The 16,479-nt window shown below is 34.9% G+C and carries 11 protein-coding genes; 6 read left to right on the forward strand and 5 right to left on the reverse strand.

The window, feature by feature from the left end:
* Position 1 precedes the first annotated feature (1 nt).
* On the reverse strand, positions 2-1,003 hold the full coding sequence (locus DSM00_RS14455; RefSeq protein WP_128758685.1) for an SDR family oxidoreductase: 1,002 nt from the start codon (positions 1,001-1,003) through the stop codon (positions 2-4).
* 221 nt (positions 1,004-1,224) lie between these two features.
* On the opposite strand from DSM00_RS14455, the gene DSM00_RS14460 reads away from it, so the two are divergent.
* The 4 genes from DSM00_RS14460 (at position 1,225) to DSM00_RS14475 (ending at position 4,777) form a co-directional block, all read left to right on the forward strand.
* Positions 1,225-1,716 carry a Dps family protein gene (locus tag DSM00_RS14460; RefSeq protein WP_128758686.1) on the forward strand — a complete coding sequence of 164 codons (492 nt, stop codon included), beginning with the start codon at positions 1,225-1,227 and terminating at the stop codon, positions 1,714-1,716.
* Between the two features lie 27 nt (positions 1,717-1,743).
* Positions 1,744-2,691, forward strand: a complete 948-nt coding sequence (locus DSM00_RS14465; RefSeq protein WP_128758687.1) for a mechanosensitive ion channel family protein — start codon at positions 1,744-1,746, stop codon at positions 2,689-2,691.
* 2 nt (positions 2,692-2,693) lie between these two features.
* Entirely contained in the window at positions 2,694-3,557 is an 864-nt protein-coding gene (locus tag DSM00_RS14470) for an NHL repeat-containing protein (RefSeq protein ID WP_128758688.1), read from the forward strand.
* A gap of 80 nt (positions 3,558-3,637) precedes the next feature.
* On the forward strand, positions 3,638-4,777 hold the full coding sequence (locus tag DSM00_RS14475; protein WP_128758689.1) for a pentapeptide repeat-containing protein: 1,140 nt from the start codon (positions 3,638-3,640) through the stop codon (positions 4,775-4,777).
* Between the two features lie 43 nt (positions 4,778-4,820).
* Here the strand turns inward: DSM00_RS14475 and DSM00_RS14480 are convergent, their stop codons facing one another.
* Together DSM00_RS14480 and DSM00_RS14485 are read right to left on the reverse strand one after the other, a co-directional pair.
* Complete coding sequence (locus tag DSM00_RS14480; protein ID WP_128758690.1) at positions 4,821-6,386, reverse strand: bifunctional GNAT family N-acetyltransferase/carbon-nitrogen hydrolase family protein; 1,566 nt, start codon at positions 6,384-6,386, stop codon at positions 4,821-4,823.
* A 35-nt stretch (positions 6,387-6,421) separates the two neighbouring features.
* Positions 6,422-10,132 carry a metallophosphoesterase gene (locus DSM00_RS14485; protein WP_128758691.1) on the reverse strand — a complete coding sequence of 1,237 codons (3,711 nt, stop codon included), beginning with the start codon at positions 10,130-10,132 and terminating at the stop codon, positions 6,422-6,424.
* Positions 10,133-10,191: 59 nt separating this feature from the next.
* On the opposite strand from DSM00_RS14485, the gene DSM00_RS14490 reads away from it, so the two are divergent.
* A complete protein-coding gene (locus DSM00_RS14490; protein WP_128758692.1) occupies positions 10,192-11,397 on the forward strand; it encodes a Pycsar system effector family protein in 1,206 nt (401 codons plus the stop codon).
* Here the strand turns inward: DSM00_RS14490 and DSM00_RS14495 are convergent.
* A complete protein-coding gene (locus DSM00_RS14495; protein ID WP_128758693.1) occupies positions 11,389-13,761 on the reverse strand; it encodes a GAF domain-containing protein in 2,373 nt (790 codons plus the stop codon). The genes DSM00_RS14490 and DSM00_RS14495 overlap by 9 nt on opposite strands.
* Positions 13,762-13,955: 194 nt before the next feature.
* Between DSM00_RS14495 and DSM00_RS14500 the strand changes: the two genes are divergently transcribed.
* Positions 13,956-15,098: a TlpA disulfide reductase family protein gene (locus DSM00_RS14500; RefSeq protein ID WP_128758694.1), complete on the forward strand. Its 1,143-nt coding sequence runs from the start codon at positions 13,956-13,958 to the stop codon at positions 15,096-15,098.
* Between the two features lie 117 nt (positions 15,099-15,215).
* Here DSM00_RS14500 and DSM00_RS14505 read toward each other — a convergent pair whose 3' ends face one another.
* Positions 15,216-16,475 (reverse strand): aminotransferase class I/II-fold pyridoxal phosphate-dependent enzyme, encoded by a 1,260-nt coding sequence (locus tag DSM00_RS14505; protein ID WP_128758695.1) that lies wholly within the window; start codon positions 16,473-16,475, stop codon positions 15,216-15,218.
* Between the last annotated feature and the right edge of the window lie 4 nt (positions 16,476-16,479).

Below are 16,479 nucleotides of genomic sequence, written 5' to 3' on the forward strand. Positions count from 1 at the left end.
CTTAAGATTTCAAATTTTTCACATACCAGTCAACCGTCAGATCCAGACCCTTTTCTAAGCTATATTCTGGATTGTAAGCCAGTAGATTATGTGCTTTAGTAATAGAAGCTAATGAATGCGGTACATCCCCTTCACGCTCTGGACCAAAGTTAGGCTGAAGATCAATTACTTTATCATCATAATTTATAAGTCTATGCTTTAATAAATTTAATAGTTCTATTAGCGAGGTTCGCTCGGCGCAAGCAACATTGTAAGTCTCATTTAAAACACATTCACTGGTCGCTGTCAAAGCTAGTAAATTTGCCTGAACCACATTCTCAATGAATGTATAATCACGTGAGAAGGATCCGTCTCCATTTATTGTGGGACTCTTATGATTTAGTAATGCTTCTACAAATTTGGGGATTACTGCTGCATAAGCTCCATTTATATCTTGTTTTGGACCAAAAACATTAAAGTAGCGCAGCCCTATGCTATTGAAATCATAAGTTTTCTTATAAACCGAGGCATAATTTTCATTGACTAATTTTGTGAGTGCATACGGAGAAAGCGGTTCACCTATTTCACTTTCTATTTTGGGTAATGCCTGCGAATTTCCATAAGTTGAAGAACTTGCCGCGTATACGAAATTCTTTATTTCAGCAATTCGAGATGCTTCAATAATATTTAAAAACCCTGTGATATTTACTGCGTGAGTTGTTAAAGGGTCTTTTATACTACGAGGTACACTTCCTAGAGCGGCCTGGTGACTAACCCAGTCACAACCTTGAGTAGCTTCCAGACAAATGTCATAATTGCGAATATCCCCTTCTATTAATTGAAAGTTAGGGTTAAACTCAAAATCCTGTATGTTTTTAAACTTACCCGTCGAGAAATTATCTAAACAGCGCACCTTAGCGCCAAGCTGAAGTAATTTGTCTATTAGATGTGATCCTATAAAACCGGCTCCTCCGGTTACGAGAATCACCTTATTTTTAAAGTCAAAACTTTCTAATATATTCATACGGGGATGGGTGGGTTGATTTTGTGGCTTACGAATATATACTATACCGCAACCAAATTCAAATTTAACTTATCCTTAACTACCCAACTTTCACCCAGTCCCCTATAAGGTTTTAACAGTTATTAATTCTTACCGTTAAATTTATATTAAACGCCTATAAGTGCATTATTTACGCTGCTAACAGTGGTAAATTTGATTCAAACAATAAAATTTTCATAACTATGAATTACCTCAATTTAGATACCGAAAAAACGAAGAAAACTGTAAAAGAATTAAATACACTTTTAGCAGATTATCACCTTTACTATCAAAAATTAAGAAACTTTCACTGGAATATAATTGGTGAGAACTTTTTTGATTTACACATTAAATTTGAGGAAATGTATAACGATACATTAATCAAGATTGATGAGATCGCAGAACGTATACTTACATTACGCTTTCAACCTGTGAGTAATTTATCTGACTATATTAAAATGTCTGAGATTAAGGAATCACCAAGTGAGGTAAAAGACATTGAGATGATTGAAATCCTATTAGAAGATCACGGGAAGTTGCTAATACAAATGCGCAAAACTGTTGGAATAGCTGATGCTGGTGGCGATGAAGGTACAATTGACCTTCTAGGTGCGTATATACGCGAACTAGAAAAAACAAGCTGGATGCTAGACACTTGGAAGATGAATAAAACCGCAAACCATAAAAAATCGTAAATTATACCATAAAACTAAATCCGATATATGTACATTATACAAGAAGCTACAAACAGTGACTGGACCTTTGCTGGTTATGATTTTCATAAATTAATTGAGAAACTCCAAGGATGGGGTGAGAGCTTTATCCTTAAACTTCCTAATTTCATAATAGCAGTTCTAGTTTTTATAGCGTTCTGGATTTTTGCTAAGTATGTATCAAAATTTGTACGTAAAATTTTGATGCGTACCGTTAAGCAAGATTCTATTCGCATTATGGCTGGGAAGACCTCCTTTGCCATAACTGTTCTTATAGGCTTCTTTGTGGCATTGGGCATTATGGACCTAGACAAAGTACTTACGTCTGTTCTTGCAGGTGCTGGTGTCGTGGGTCTGGCAATTGGTTTAGCACTTCAGGGTACGCTTAATAATACTTTTAGCGGAGTAATATTAAGTTTTATGCCAAAATTACAATTAGGTGACTGGGTAGAGTCTAATGATTATGCTGGTTTTGTAGACGAAATAACTTTACGCAATGTTACACTCAAACAGTCTGACAATAATTATGTAATCATACCGAATTCTAATATTGTAGATACTCCTTTCAAAAACTGGAGTCAAACGGCGCGATCTCGTGTATTCGTTAATTGTGGAGTAGGTTATGAAAGTGATCTTGAGCAAGTAAAAGAACTAACCTTAAAAACTCTAGCAGCAGAATTTGAACAATCTCCACGTGAAGAAATCGAATTTTTCTATGAAGGATTTGGAGATAGTTCTATAAATTTTGTTGCCCGTTTTTGGTTTCCTGTTACTAAACGTAAAGATATGTTAGTAGCTCAGGACCGAGCGATAATTGCAATTAAGAAAGCTTTTGATGCTAATGATATTAACATCCCATTCCCAATACGCACATTAGATTTTGGTAAAAATAAATTCAGATCCGAGACGTTAACTATAGCAAACTCAAATGGATTAGAATCTACTCAAGATAGCTAATGATGTTAAAAAAACTTTTTGCTCTTTGTATACTTGCCAGCCTTATAGGATGTCAGGATTTTGGGGAGTTAAATAAAATTGGTAGCCTTACCCGAAGCCTTTCTGAGGTATCGGGCATTGCTACTTTCAATGATGATTCATTAATCTATGCAATTGCAGATCACGGAAATCCCAATACGATCTACGGAATAAATACCCGCGGAAAAGTGATGCGTGAAATCATAATTAATAATGCTCCTAATGAAGATTGGGAAGATCTTGCGACAGATTATGATGGCAATTTGTATATATCTGACACTGGGAATAATGAAAATGATCGTGCTGATCAATTTATATATATCCTGGACAATTTTAAAAATTCGATAAGTAAAGCAGATACTTTAAATGCTTCAAAAATAACCTTTACTCTTTCTGATCAGGTAAATTATCCTCCTAATCTTAGTGACCTCAACTTTGACATCGAAGCGTTGATTTATAAAGAATCTTATCTTTATATGTTTACGCGTAATAGAAGTAGAAATTTTGATGGTGTTACAAAGGTTTATAAGTTACCGGCACGGCCCGGTGATTTTGAAGCGCAACTTATAGATAGCTATACCGTTTGTGATAATCTAGAAACCTGCGCTGTAACTGGCGCCTCTCTTTCTCCTAGCGGTAAAACACTAATTTTACTTACCGCTGATAAAGTTCTTAAGTTTACCGGTTTTGAAGATGAAAAATTCTTCTCAGGTTATGTACAATCAATACCTTTCGGAAATACCTCTCTAAAAGAAGGTGTAACTTTCAAAAATGACTCAATTCTATATGTAGTTGATGAAATTAGAGCCCAGACCGGCGGAAATCTTTATGAATTCGATTTATATTAATACCTATTGAATTTATTTACCGGGCAACTTCTTAAATAGAATTTCGTTTTATAGTATTTTACCTCAAAGTTAAGATCACTATGAATCCCCAACAAATTGAAGAAATTCTTGCCGAAAACGAAAAGTTAAAAAATATTCTGGGAGAACAGGACGAGCGAAAAAAAAGAAGGCGTAATCTAGGCTGGAATTTTTTAAAGCGTTCATCAGGATACGTTCTAGGATCTGAACTCAAAAAGAGTATCGAGCGTTTTCTGGAAGAAATGGCAGAGCAACAACGTGTTTCTAGAGAAACGCTATCAGATTTATTAATAAGTATTATTTTACGTCTTACACGAGTAGGATTTCTACTCGTAATTACGGCTATCCTTCCTTCTATACTCCTTATTTTTCAGACTTACTATTTAGCTAAACAGAATACGCTAATTACTGGACAGAGTGAGATGTTTAGACAACAAAACAACCGTCTAGATCAGCAAACTTACCTGCAAGAAGCAGATAGACGTGGTCAAACTCTTCTCCTTATGGATAATATGCTTCAGGAAATTAACACTGAAATTAGCAGAGATCCTCAAAATAAATTAAATGATGCTACCGCTGGTAGATTAATTGCCTTGAGCAAAATTTTAAAACCTTATCGATATCTCGAAAATGACAGTCTTACAAAAAATATTGTGAGTCCTGAAAGAGGGTATCTATTAATCTCACTTCTAGAAACCGGAATCAATCTAAGAAGTACTGCACGATCTCGAGCTAATGGAATTTTACTGGAGCGTATTGATTTCACCTATTCAGAGTTACGAAATGTCACTTTGAAAAAAGCCGATTTAATTGAGATTGATTTGTCTCACGCAGATATGCGTAATTCGAGCTTTAATGGGACAGACTTTGAGAATGCTACATTTTATAATGCCAGCATTTCTCAGGCAGATTTAAGCTATACCAGTTTTAAAAATGCAGATTTAAGAAATGCTAAACTTGAAAATTCAATATTAGATTATGCCAATTTACAAAAGGCTGATCTATCAAGTTCAAACCTTAAAAATGTGAGTCTTTTAAAAACAGTATTAAAAGAGGCAACTCTTAAAAATGCGATTGTACATAAAACCTTTGAACGAGATGCTAAAATGCAACTAAATAAAGATCAAAGCGAATGGCTTTTTAGCAACTATGAAGTGACAGAAATTGACACAGACAGCTATCAATTGTTACCTATAAACTAAAAAAACCGGTTAGTTAATCTAGCCGGTTTTTTTTAGTTAAAACTTATTTTTTCTTTAAAAGCTTCAGCTGAAATAAATCTTTACGCCGGTCATTTAAATTGTGAACGCTCCCAAATTGATTCAGTTCTTTCAATAAATCAAGATCTACATCTGCAACTAAAATCATTTCGGCATTAGGTGTAGCTTCCGCTTTTACTCCATTTGTTGGAAATTGAAAATCGCAAGGCGTTAGAACCATACTTTGTGCAAATTGCATATCCATATTATGAACCTTTGGAATATTCCCTACACTTCCTGCAATTGCAACATAACATTCGTTCTCAATAGCTCGTGCCTGAGCACAATGTCTAACACGACTGTATCCATTTTGAGTATCTGTTAGAAATGGTACAAAGAGAATATCCATCCCCTCATCTGCTAGAATACGGCTCAATTCTGGGAACTCAACATCGTAACATATAAGAATCCCTATTTTACCACAATCTGTATTAAACGTTTTTAATACATCGCCCCCAGTCATACCCCAAACTTTAGCTTCATCTGGAGTTACATGCAGTTTGTAAAATTTCTCTACCGTACCATCACGCTTGCACAAGAACCCCACATTATACAGTGTGCCATCTTCTATATAAGGCATACTGCCCGTAATTATATTTATATTATAACTTACAGAAAGTTCCGAAAAACGATCGCGTATGCGCTCGGTGTACTTAGCCAGCTCCCGAATTGCGTCGGGTTCAGAAAGGTGATTATATGCAGCCATTAAGGGTGCATTAAAAAATTCTGGAAAAAGAGCAAAATCAGACCGATAACCAGATATCGTATCTATAAAATACTCTGCCTGTTCTATAAGTTCTTCAAAATTTTTATACGTACGCATTTGCCATTGTACGAGTCCTAATCGTACTACGGTTTTAATGGCATTTGGTTTTTTTATAGGTTTTTGATAATAAATATTATCCCATTCTAAAAGTGCAGCATAATCTTTAGATTGTCTGTCACCTTCGAGATAATTGGTAATTATACGCTTAACGTGAAAATCATTGCTTAACTGAAAATCGAGAACAGGATCATTAATTTCACGTGTACGTACTTTCTCAATATATTGTTTCGGTGTAAGATCTTTGGCATATTGATGATAATTAGGTAGTCTTCCACCAAAAACTATTCGTTCTAAATTAAGATTTTCACATAATTCTTTTCGATAGTCATAAAGCCTACGTCCTATACGCATCCCTCGGTATTGGTGAGCGATAAAAATATCTATTCCGTAGAGTACATTCCCCTTTGGAGTATGCGTACTAAAAGATTCATTTCCTGTAATTTGAGCATAAGTATGAGAGTCTTTAAACTTATCATAATCTACAATAATCGATAAGGCGCAACCGGCGATTTCACCATTCACTTTCACAACTACTTGCCCTTCAGGAAAAATAGAAATTAGTTTTTGTAATTCTTTTCTTTTCCAATACGGATCAGGAATATTAGGATAAACAGCAATCATTATCTCCTTCAATTCCTCAAAATCCTTGACCTTTAAGTATTCCAGATTTATAGTATCTACACGATCTGGCTTATCTACATTATCTATGCTATCTATATTTTCCATATGTTTTTATTGCCTATCGGCGAAAAAATTAATTTTTAAAAATTGAATCCAAATCCAAAAGAAACTCGGTAACCTTCATCAGATTTGAATAAATTAAACGTCCCACTAAGGGCGTCAGCACTGTTTACCCAGAAACCTATACCGTAAGAGTCGTGCCATTTTTTTGAATTCATATCATAATCAGACCAAACTCTCCCGATATCATATCCTCCAAAAACACCTATTTGCAATGGTAAAAATCCTGTTTTAAATGTATCAAATGCATATCTTAAATCGCCAGATGCAGAAAAAGAGCGCTCTCCATTAAAGCGTTGAAAGCGATAGCCACGCAACCCGGTATTTTGTCCCAAAACCGCTGCCTGATAAAATTCGGTATTATCACCAAATCTAAATTGACCGCGTGCTGTAGATTTAAGAACTAATTTTCTATTTGCACTTACCGCATTGTAAAAACCAAGACTCGGATTCAAGTAGGCAAAACGTCTTCCTGTTTCAGTCAAACTATTTGTAAATCCACCATTAAGAATAAAATCCATACCTCTTGAAGGTGCTAGTGCATTATCCATACTGTGATATTCATAACTTGCGTCTAACGTAGCAAATACCTTACGTTTGTCTTTTTCGATTTCATCTACGCTATCTACAAATCGCAAATCGTTATCAGCTATTTCAACACATTGAAAAACCCCACGCACCGAAAAGGTACTACCATAATCTGAGTTTTTCAACAAACCTATTGAAGCTTCTAACTGACTTAAACGTACTCTGTTAAAATCCAGACCGAGTTCATTATCAAAATTTTGAGTACCGTTACCGTACCCAAAAAAGTTAAGTGCAAAATTAGGAGTTGTATATCTTCCTCCTAAAATCAAATTCCAGTCATTTAAAATACCTGCAAATTCTCCTTCGTAATTAAAATCAAATCCACTAGTTGCAAAAAAGTATCCGGCTTTAAAACGGTGCTGCTGTGAAAACGGATTTTGATTAAACCCTTGAACTGTATAAACGTCAGAAACACCTAGACTTATACCGTTATCAGGATTATAACCAAATGCAGGGGTGATGATATTTGTTCTTAAAATCTGTTTTTTATAATTATAGGTATTGTAGTCGTAAACGTCTGTAAGTCTAAAATTTGCTCCACCTCGCTCTTCAATTGTGTTTGGAAGACTCTCGTGATCATAAATTTTTAAATGCTTTCCATTTTTTACTCTATAGACATCGTTATTTTGTCCTCCTATAATTCTCATAAATATAGGGTCTCTACCACTGCCTATAACTTCAAAAATATCATCATCATCAAGACCATAAATCCATAATTGCTTGGTTTCCGAAGTTAAATAGGTGCGATTCTTTATAAGTTCCTCTTTTTCCCCATCTATAATCCGCCATACTTTTACGGTCGTCTGTTCATTCTCTCGGGTAATTTCAAAATAGTCATCTTTATCTGTCCCAGTAACCATTTGCAATTCAGCTAAAAAATCGTAAAACGTATTTGCAATTTTCACAAGATTATCACGACGACCTTTTAAACTGGTTTTAATCTGATCTATAGATTTACCGGCGCGAACTTCAACTGGCAAATCATTAAATGCATCTTCAATAATGGCATCGGTAATATGATCTTGTATATATTTTGCTTCAGCAACCCATTCTGCCCGGTCTGTTTGTTGAGCTAGTGCCCTATCTAGTTTTACGCCAGCATTATTAAACCATTTAATATCGTTAAGATTCTCATCATAAACTTGAAATTGTCTCGCGGCTCCAAATAAAGTTCTGGCAATATCTAAAATAGCGCCATCAAAATTTGTAAACACCTGATCCCGATCACGAGGGATAGGTACAAACACATCCTTTCCATTTTTATCTTTAAATTCTGCCCAGCGCCATTGATCATTGTGACGATCCCAGTCACCAATAAGCATATCAAACATACGAGCTCTTACATAAGCCTGCTCATCTATAATATTTTCTTCATCACTGCGTAGTTTATGCAATATATCATCTGTACTTTCTATATCATCAGGATAATTAAATACAGCTCCATCAAATTCTTCAGTAGGTCGTTCTACTATCATATACAACTGGTCGCCATAATCATCATTATAACTCTTTAAGGCAGGTTGTTTAGGTACATAGTAAAGTTTAGGATTAGTATTAAGAACTTGTACCGCGCTACTAAGCCTAGGTATAGCAAAAGCTCCATAAGGATGTGCAGCGGTATAAAAATCCTGAATTAATGATTCGGGCAGTGTGTTTGCTAAATCTTCTTCGACATCTGCATTTTGCTTTAAGATAACTTTTTGCAAAAACTGAACAGCACTTTTGCGTAATGCACGCATATTATATTCTTTACCGGTTTTGTCTTTTAATCGTAAAGAAATTGTCTGGTGCCCACCTCCTGGCCTTATCACTTCTAGTCCGCCATAAAGTGTATCTAAAAGTGCAACCGGAGCTGTAACTTTTTTACCATATACATCCCGATAATGTTCGCCCCAGATTTTATCAAAAACATCAGATTTATCAGTCTCTTCGAGGTTGTAAACAGATGCTTTTATCGTTTTTGGAAATTGTGTAGGAATAATAGAATAATCTTTAATTTCTTTAGGTGGAAAAACTTCTTTCTGAAAGAACAACTTTAATTCACCACTTTCTGCGTCAGGACCAAAGAAGCGCACCCACGATGATCCATCTTTAAAAACGGTATATACTGAAAATCCTTCGTAATCTGAACTAAAAAGTCCATCGTTTCCTAAATAGGCATAAGAAGATTTTGATCCTGAACCAGATACAATTTGCTTGACCTCCTCGTGCTCAATATATTGTAAACCGTGCTCGTGTCCTGACGCAAATATAAGTTTTGGAGTTCCTTGTCCTAAAACGCGTATGCGCTTCATCAATTCGTTATACTTTTCATTAAAACGATCTTGCTTAGAAACGCCACCTTGGGTACGAATTTGTGTAACTAATGAAGCCAGTAAAGGAAGAGGGATTTTCTGCTGCGATGGGTATAGGTGTTTGTCTATAGCAAATTTTCCTCCGTGCACTCCATTTGTATACATAGGGTGATGCATAACAACAACCAGAGTCTTTTGCTGATTTTTTTTAATCTCACCCTCTAACTCGATAAAAAATTTCTCTCTATCTTTTATATTATCACATTTAGTATTTATCTCTGGATTTTTGTCCCAATCTTCCAGATACCATTGTGTATCTAAAATTATCATGTGAACCTCGTCATTAATATCGTAGCTCAATAATGGACATCCATCTTTAGGAAGAAAAATATCCTCATTCTGGGTGATTTCTCTCAGGTAATCTTGTTCTCGGTTAAGACCAGTTAATCCTTCATTGTACCAATCGTGATTTCCAGGAATAAAAATAGCTTTTCCTTCAAATTCGGTTAGCGATTCTACTTGAGCGTCTAGTCTATGCTGTGCTAATGCGCGGCCGGCATCAGATTTAGGAGGCATCCCAATAGGGTAAATATTGTCACCCAGAAATATTGCAAAAGTTCCCTTTGTGTTTTCAGTTTTCAAATAAGACCTAAATAATTCCAGACCTACAGTGCTCTCACCTAGTTCTGCATCTCCTGCATCTCCTATTAAATAAAATGTACTTTCAACTTCTTTTAATGTCGGGAAAATACCTTGCTCTACTTCTGCTTTAAATCGGGTAGAATATGTGGCACATGCCGAAAAGATTAAGGAAATAAGAAGTGTTAGAACTATGTTATTTTTTGTCATGAAAAATTTATTGGAAATTCTTTTTTGTACTTTTCCTTCACTTTAATACGTACAAATATATGCCTGAAACTGAAGAAAATATTTCGAAATCTATTTCAAATGCAGACCAGTTTGTTTTAGAACTTTTTAAGGAAAAGCTTCCTAATAGTTACTTATATCACAATTATAACCATACAGCACGAGTTGTTAAAAGTACTAAAGAAATCGTCGAAAATTCTCAAATTAATGTTAAACAGAAAGAGGCATTAATACTGGCTGCGTGGATGCATGACACGGGTTATGTTGAGAACCGAGATCAACACGAAGACGCTAGTATTGAGATCGCTAAGAAATACATGGCCGACCAAAATATCGACAGTGATATACAAACCATGGTTATTGAACTTATCGCTTCTACAAAAATGGGAGTCGAGCCTAAAAATGAATTAGAACGAATCTTAAAAGATGCCGATGCTTCACATTTTGCCAAAGATTATTATGCACAAACCAGTGAATTTTTAAGACAAGAATTAATTCTAACAAATACACAGAAATTTACTCCAGATGAGTGGCGCGAAGAAAATATACAGATGTTTACTAATAAGCATCGTTTCTATACCGATTATGCAGCACGTAACTGGAAGAATCAAAAAGATGAAAACTTAATTGAACTTCTCAAAAAAGTAAAAAAGAAAAGAAAAAAATATAAAAAAGAAGAGATTAAAGCTAAGCTAAAGGCTAAATACAAGGATGAAAGCCCCGATCGTGGAGTTCAAACATTGTACAGAACTACCTTACGTAACCATATTAAATTAAGTGATATTGCAGATACCAAAGCAAACATCTTGCTATCAGTTAATGCAATTATTATATCACTTGCTTTATCTAATATGATACCGAAGTTAGATGCTCCTAGTAACAGACACTTGCTTATTCCTACTTTAATTCTGGTTGTATTTAGTGTGGCATCTATAATAATGTCCATTTTATCTACACGTCCTAATGTAACTACCGGAGAGTTTACAAGGGAACAGGTAAAGAAAAAACAAGTGAATATTTTATTCTTCGGAAACTTCCATAAGATGAAATATGAGCAATATCAATGGGCAATCAATGAGATCATCTACGACAAAGATTATATCTACGAAGCTTTGACAAAAGATTTATATCTCTTAGGCGTAGTTCTTAACAAAAAGTATATGCTCTTGAGAAAAACCTATACTGTATTTATGGTAGGAATTATTGTTTCTGTAATAAGCTTTATAATGGCATTCTGGTTAATCTAAAATTTCCATTAAATCCTCATAAGTAATTATCTCCTCAGCTCCCTTTCTAGGGAGCTTTGTAGTATAAAGCACATCTACTCGAATTGCCTTAAGACCTACAACTCCCTGAACATCTTCTAGTTCTACATACTCAATCTGAGGTCCTAAATATTCTTTGCGTTGTAAATATTTTATGTAGCGTGTGTATTCTTCAGCATCTGAGTCTTGTGAATAAATTATAGCAATCTTACCTTTTTGGGTAATACGCTCATCGCTACCTTTTACAAGCGCTTTATCAATACGTTTTTTGATAATTTCGTAACGAGCATTGTAAGTACCATCAACATCAAATTTCTTCTCATCCATTCGGTAACGAATAGAGAGTGTTGTACTAAATACAAGTATTAAGGATGCAGCATCTAATTGAAGTTCTGCACCTTCTTGTTTGTGATAGAAATTATTTTCCATCTCACACATCGTGCACAGCTGCCACAATCTCAGGTTGTACAGGTAAACCTTACTAAACTTATTACTAGGGGTCATTGAAGCACCTATGTAAATATTATGATCTACACCATCAGTTTTATAGCGTTCAAAATAATGAGGAAATATAAGCTGAGCTTCTTGTTGTTTGCGATCTAAGAAGGTAGCCATATTTTGATTAATCAATTGTACTGTATCGTCATAATTTTTACGGTTCTTATAAATTAAGCCCGTATCATTATTTATCGATTCTTTATATAAATCTATTGATTCTTTTAACTCAGGAACTTGAGTATTTAAATGATTCAATAATGGATTAACCTCGTGCTGAAGTAAATTAAACACTTCATTTTCTGCACTTGCGTTAAGTGACTTTTTAATATTTAAAGTAAACTCTTCTATTCTAAATTTTACCTGTTCGTAAATAGGCATAGGAGAAGACTCTAAGGCCAGATCTAGTATGCGATCTACCATATCAAGCTGAATAAGTATATCTTTTTGAATAGCTTTATTACGCTCTTCCGAAGACCCTACAATATCAATTTGACCATACAAAGGATACACATCTTCAAAAGAAATATCTTTAAAAGAAGCAAACTTTCCTTCATTTTGGTTCGCTATAAATTTTTTCGCTTCCTCCTCAAATACCCACAAAACACTTGGATGAATACTTGTACATTCACTTTGAATAACTGCTTTGATTCGGTTTTCAATATCAAATCGTTTACGCTCTAAAGTAGAAACTAAAAAGGGCATGACCTCATCAAGCTTCGTTGCATTAAGACTGTGCAATTTATTACGTTCATAAGAAGCAAGTTCTAATACCCCTAGAAGCCTGTTCCCTTTTGCTATAGGCGCCAGAATACAACTTTGAATATTTTGAGAAAGTAAATTTTCTGCTAATAAATTGTGCTCGTTTTGTTCAGCATACTTTTGTGTATCTGGAATAACAAAATATTTCTTATCCTTTACAAGCGTATTATATGATTGCTCACACATACTACGACGACAATCATTTTTCTGTTCCTCATTAAGGATAAAACTGTCGGCAAGATTGCCTTCCATTTTATTAAAGCTATCACTGTCTGAATTAAATTCTGTAAAACCTATACGCAGATCGGGAATATTATAAATTGACTGAAATATTTCAGAAAACTGTTTTATACTACCGTCTTTAAATGATTTATCTGCTAGCAACGTACTCTTTAAGTCTGAAATCGAATCATCTATAGTAACGTCTGTAAGACTTAAAATAGCTATACCCTTCATCTTCCAACTATTTATAGGAAAGTATTTTTCCCACATCTCAAAATCATCGACATTGGCTATAAGCATATTTGCTATTTCCTTAGTAATCTCTACTGCGTTTTCAGTAGGCTCAATGTAAATGAAGTCTGCATTCATTGTTGCCCGGTAACTTCTCCAAATCCCATTTTTATCAGGGATATCATAATACATAGGCTTTATGTAATCTATATCATACCCGTAATAGGTGTTTAATATAATTACACAACCCATGACATATAACGATTTTCGATCCAGATTACGGAGCTCCAATCTAAAATCGGGACCCGCATTCTTTAGTATTGAAGCAAATCGCTTTGTAGGATTAAAGAGTTCGTTATGAAAAGGTATACACGCGGCCTTTATCTCATTTCTAGTTAATGCAGCCGGGAATAAATTATCAAGAAGAATTGTAGTCGCTTCTTTGTATTGGTCCATATTATCGCAATCACTTATACCCGCTATTAACTCTGGATAAGATGCCGCATAGTCAATAATTGATTGCAAATAATTTTTAGTTATTGAACTTTGAGATTGTTCCATACGCTTCTTAAGCATTTCTAAAACCTTAGAAAAACTTAGTTCAACTGTAAATGGAAAATTCTGTAATTCATTCATGTGCAGGACAATTATTATATAAAGTAATTAAAATACTTTGGAAAGTTACTCGTTACGTTAGTCTTTAACAAAGAATTAAACTTACAGGTATATTGTAATTCTTTTCAAAAATCGCGCCCAAATGAAAACGTGACAGAGCAGCTAAAAAAATTGTAAAATCCCGTATATTGCAGGCTTAATTTAAAATAGAACTAATGAGTAAATTTTGTTTTGTACTAGCTACAGCGCTATTACTTATATCTTGTAGTAAAGAAGCAGATTTTAAGATTGTAGGAACTACACCAGATATTAAAAACGGTACAAATGTATTCCTTCAAAAAATAGATGAAAACAATAGACTGGCTAACATAGATACTACTGTCATTAAGGAAGGGAAATTCAATTTTGATCCAGACCAAGTATCGAGTCCGGAAATGCTTATTCTGAGTTTTGAACAACTGCAAGGTAACATCATTATTATTGCTGAAAATCAAGAAATAAATATTGAAGCTTTTAAGGATAGTTTATATACTTCTAAAATTAAAGGTGGAGCCGAAAATGACTTTTTTAAAGTGTACTATGATGATGTAGTAAATTCTAATAAAGAAAAGCAAAAACTACAACAAGATGGCGCAATGGCTATGCAACGCGGAGATACTGCTAAAGTTGCAGTGATACGTAATGAATTTGATGCTATCAATGATGCTGATAAGCGCCGACGCGTTTCATTAATTGAAGAACATCCTGGTGAGTTTGTAAGCGTAATCATACTTTCTGACCTTGTAGGTACTCGTATCATTGAAGCAGATGAAGCAGATAGCTTATTTAATTCTCTTGACCAGGACTTACAAAATGCAGATAAAGGAGTCAAGTTAAAGGAGATGATCGCGCAATTAAAAGCTTCAGAAACTGCTTCAGCTCAAGCAGAAATTGGAAATAAAGCTCCAGAATTTACAGCCCCTACCCCAGAAGGCACGCAATTATCTTTAAATGAAGCTATGGGAGATAAATATACCATTATCGACTTTTGGGCAAGCTGGTGTAAACCTTGTCGAGAAGAAAATCCTAACGTAGTGTCTGTTTATAAAAAATACCACAACAAAGGTCTTAATATAATAAGCGTATCACTTGATCGTGCAGAGGCTAAAGAAAGGTGGCTTACCGCTATTGAAAATGATCAAATGAACTGGTTTCACGTTTCAAATTTAATGGAATGGCAGGATCCCGTTGCTCGTAAATATGGCGTTACTGCAATACCTGCAACATATCTTCTTGATGAAAATGGAATTATTATTGAAAAGAACTTAAGAGGAGCAGATCTTACAGCTAAGATGCAGGAACTGTTTGGAGAAATATAATTAATAAGTTCTTTAAAATTTATTCTCAGAATATGTATCTGTTACATTACTAGAACTTATTTAAAACAAAAAAACCGATTCAATTGAATCGGTTTTTTTGTATATATCACAGAGTGATTAAGCTTCGATTGAAGCTTGTACCCCTGCAGATAATCTTTTATATGTACCATTTTCAAGACGTTCTCTAATTGCATCAAATGCAATAAGTGTCTCTTCAACATCTTCTAGTGTATGTGATGCAGTAGGTATTAAACGTAATAATATAAGTCCTTTAGGAATTACAGGATAAACAACAATAGAACAAAAGATACCGTGGTTTTCACGTAAATCTTTAACTAAAGCCATAGCCTCAGGAATACTTCCTTTTAGGTATACCGGAGTTACACAACTTTGAGTTGTACCTATATCAAATCCGCGTTTTTTAAGTCCAGACTGTAATGCATTTACATTATCCCACAACTTCTCACGAAGCTCTGGCATAGAACGCAACATATCTAAACGCTTTAGGGCACCTACGACAAGTTGCATTTGCAATGACTTAGCAAACATTTGTGAACGTAAGTTATATTTTAGATAATCTATAATTTCTTTATCTGCAGCAATAAATGCTCCAGTACTTGCCATAGACTTTGCAAACGTTGCGAAGTATACGTCAATTTTATCTTGAACACCTTGCTCCTCACCTGCTCCTGCACCTGTAGCTCCAAGTGTACCAAATCCGTGAGCGTCATCAACAAAAAGTCTGAAATTGTATTTCTCTTTTAAAGCAACGATTTCCTTCAGACGTCCTTGTTCTCCACGCATTCCAAAAACACCTTCAGAAATAAGAAGAATTCCTCCTCCAGTTTGCTCAGCAAGTTTGGTAGCACGTTGTAAATTCTTTTCGATACTTTCTATATCGTTGTGCTTGTAAGTAAAACGCTTACCCATATGTAGACGTACACCGTCTATTATACAAGCATGTGCATCAACATCGTAAACGATAATATCATCCTTAGAAACCAAAGCATCTATGGTAGAAACCATTCCTTGATATCCAAAGTTTAATAAGTAAGCAGCTTCTTTATTTACAAATGAAGCCAACTCAGTTTGCAATTGTTCGTGAAGTGTTGTGTGACCACTCATCATTCGGGCTCCCATAGGATAAGCCGAACCGTAGTCTGCAGCAGCTTCTGCATCAACTTTACGCACTTCAGGGTGATTTGCCAGCCCTAAATAGTCATTAATACTCCAGGTAATAACATCTTTACCTCTAAATTTCATTCTGTTAGAAATAGGCCCTTCTAATTTTGGGAACACAAAATATCCCTCTGCTTGCTCTGCCCATTTACCTAAAGGACCTTTGTCCTTATAAATTTTGTCAAATAAGTCTCTCATACAT

It is taken from the genome of Leeuwenhoekiella aequorea, assembly GCF_004104375.1.
GTDB classification, from domain to species: Bacteria; Bacteroidota; Bacteroidia; order Flavobacteriales; family Flavobacteriaceae; genus Leeuwenhoekiella; species Leeuwenhoekiella aequorea.

Bases quoted from the DNA above. Each gene is read 5' to 3' on its own strand.
- DSM00_RS14455 (WP_128758685.1), bottom strand. From the start codon at position 1,003: ATGAATATATTAGAAAGTTTTGACTTTAAAAATAAGGTGATTCTCGTA.
- DSM00_RS14460 (WP_128758686.1), top strand. From the start codon at position 1,225: ATGAATTACCTCAATTTAGATACCGAAAAAACGAAGAAAACTGTAAAA.
- DSM00_RS14465 (WP_128758687.1), top strand. From the start codon at position 1,744: ATGTACATTATACAAGAAGCTACAAACAGTGACTGGACCTTTGCTGGT.
- DSM00_RS14470 (WP_128758688.1), top strand. From the start codon at position 2,694: ATGTTAAAAAAACTTTTTGCTCTTTGTATACTTGCCAGCCTTATAGGA.
- DSM00_RS14475 (WP_128758689.1), top strand. From the start codon at position 3,638: ATGAATCCCCAACAAATTGAAGAAATTCTTGCCGAAAACGAAAAGTTA.
- DSM00_RS14480 (WP_128758690.1), bottom strand. From the start codon at position 6,386: ATGGAAAATATAGATAGCATAGATAATGTAGATAAGCCAGATCGTGTA.
- DSM00_RS14485 (WP_128758691.1), bottom strand. From the start codon at position 10,132: ATGACAAAAAATAACATAGTTCTAACACTTCTTATTTCCTTAATCTTT.
- DSM00_RS14490 (WP_128758692.1), top strand. From the start codon at position 10,192: ATGCCTGAAACTGAAGAAAATATTTCGAAATCTATTTCAAATGCAGAC.
- DSM00_RS14495 (WP_128758693.1), bottom strand. From the start codon at position 13,761: ATGAATGAATTACAGAATTTTCCATTTACAGTTGAACTAAGTTTTTCT.
- DSM00_RS14500 (WP_128758694.1), top strand. From the start codon at position 13,956: ATGAGTAAATTTTGTTTTGTACTAGCTACAGCGCTATTACTTATATCT.
- DSM00_RS14505 (WP_128758695.1), bottom strand. From the start codon at position 16,475: ATGAGAGACTTATTTGACAAAATTTATAAGGACAAAGGTCCTTTAGGT.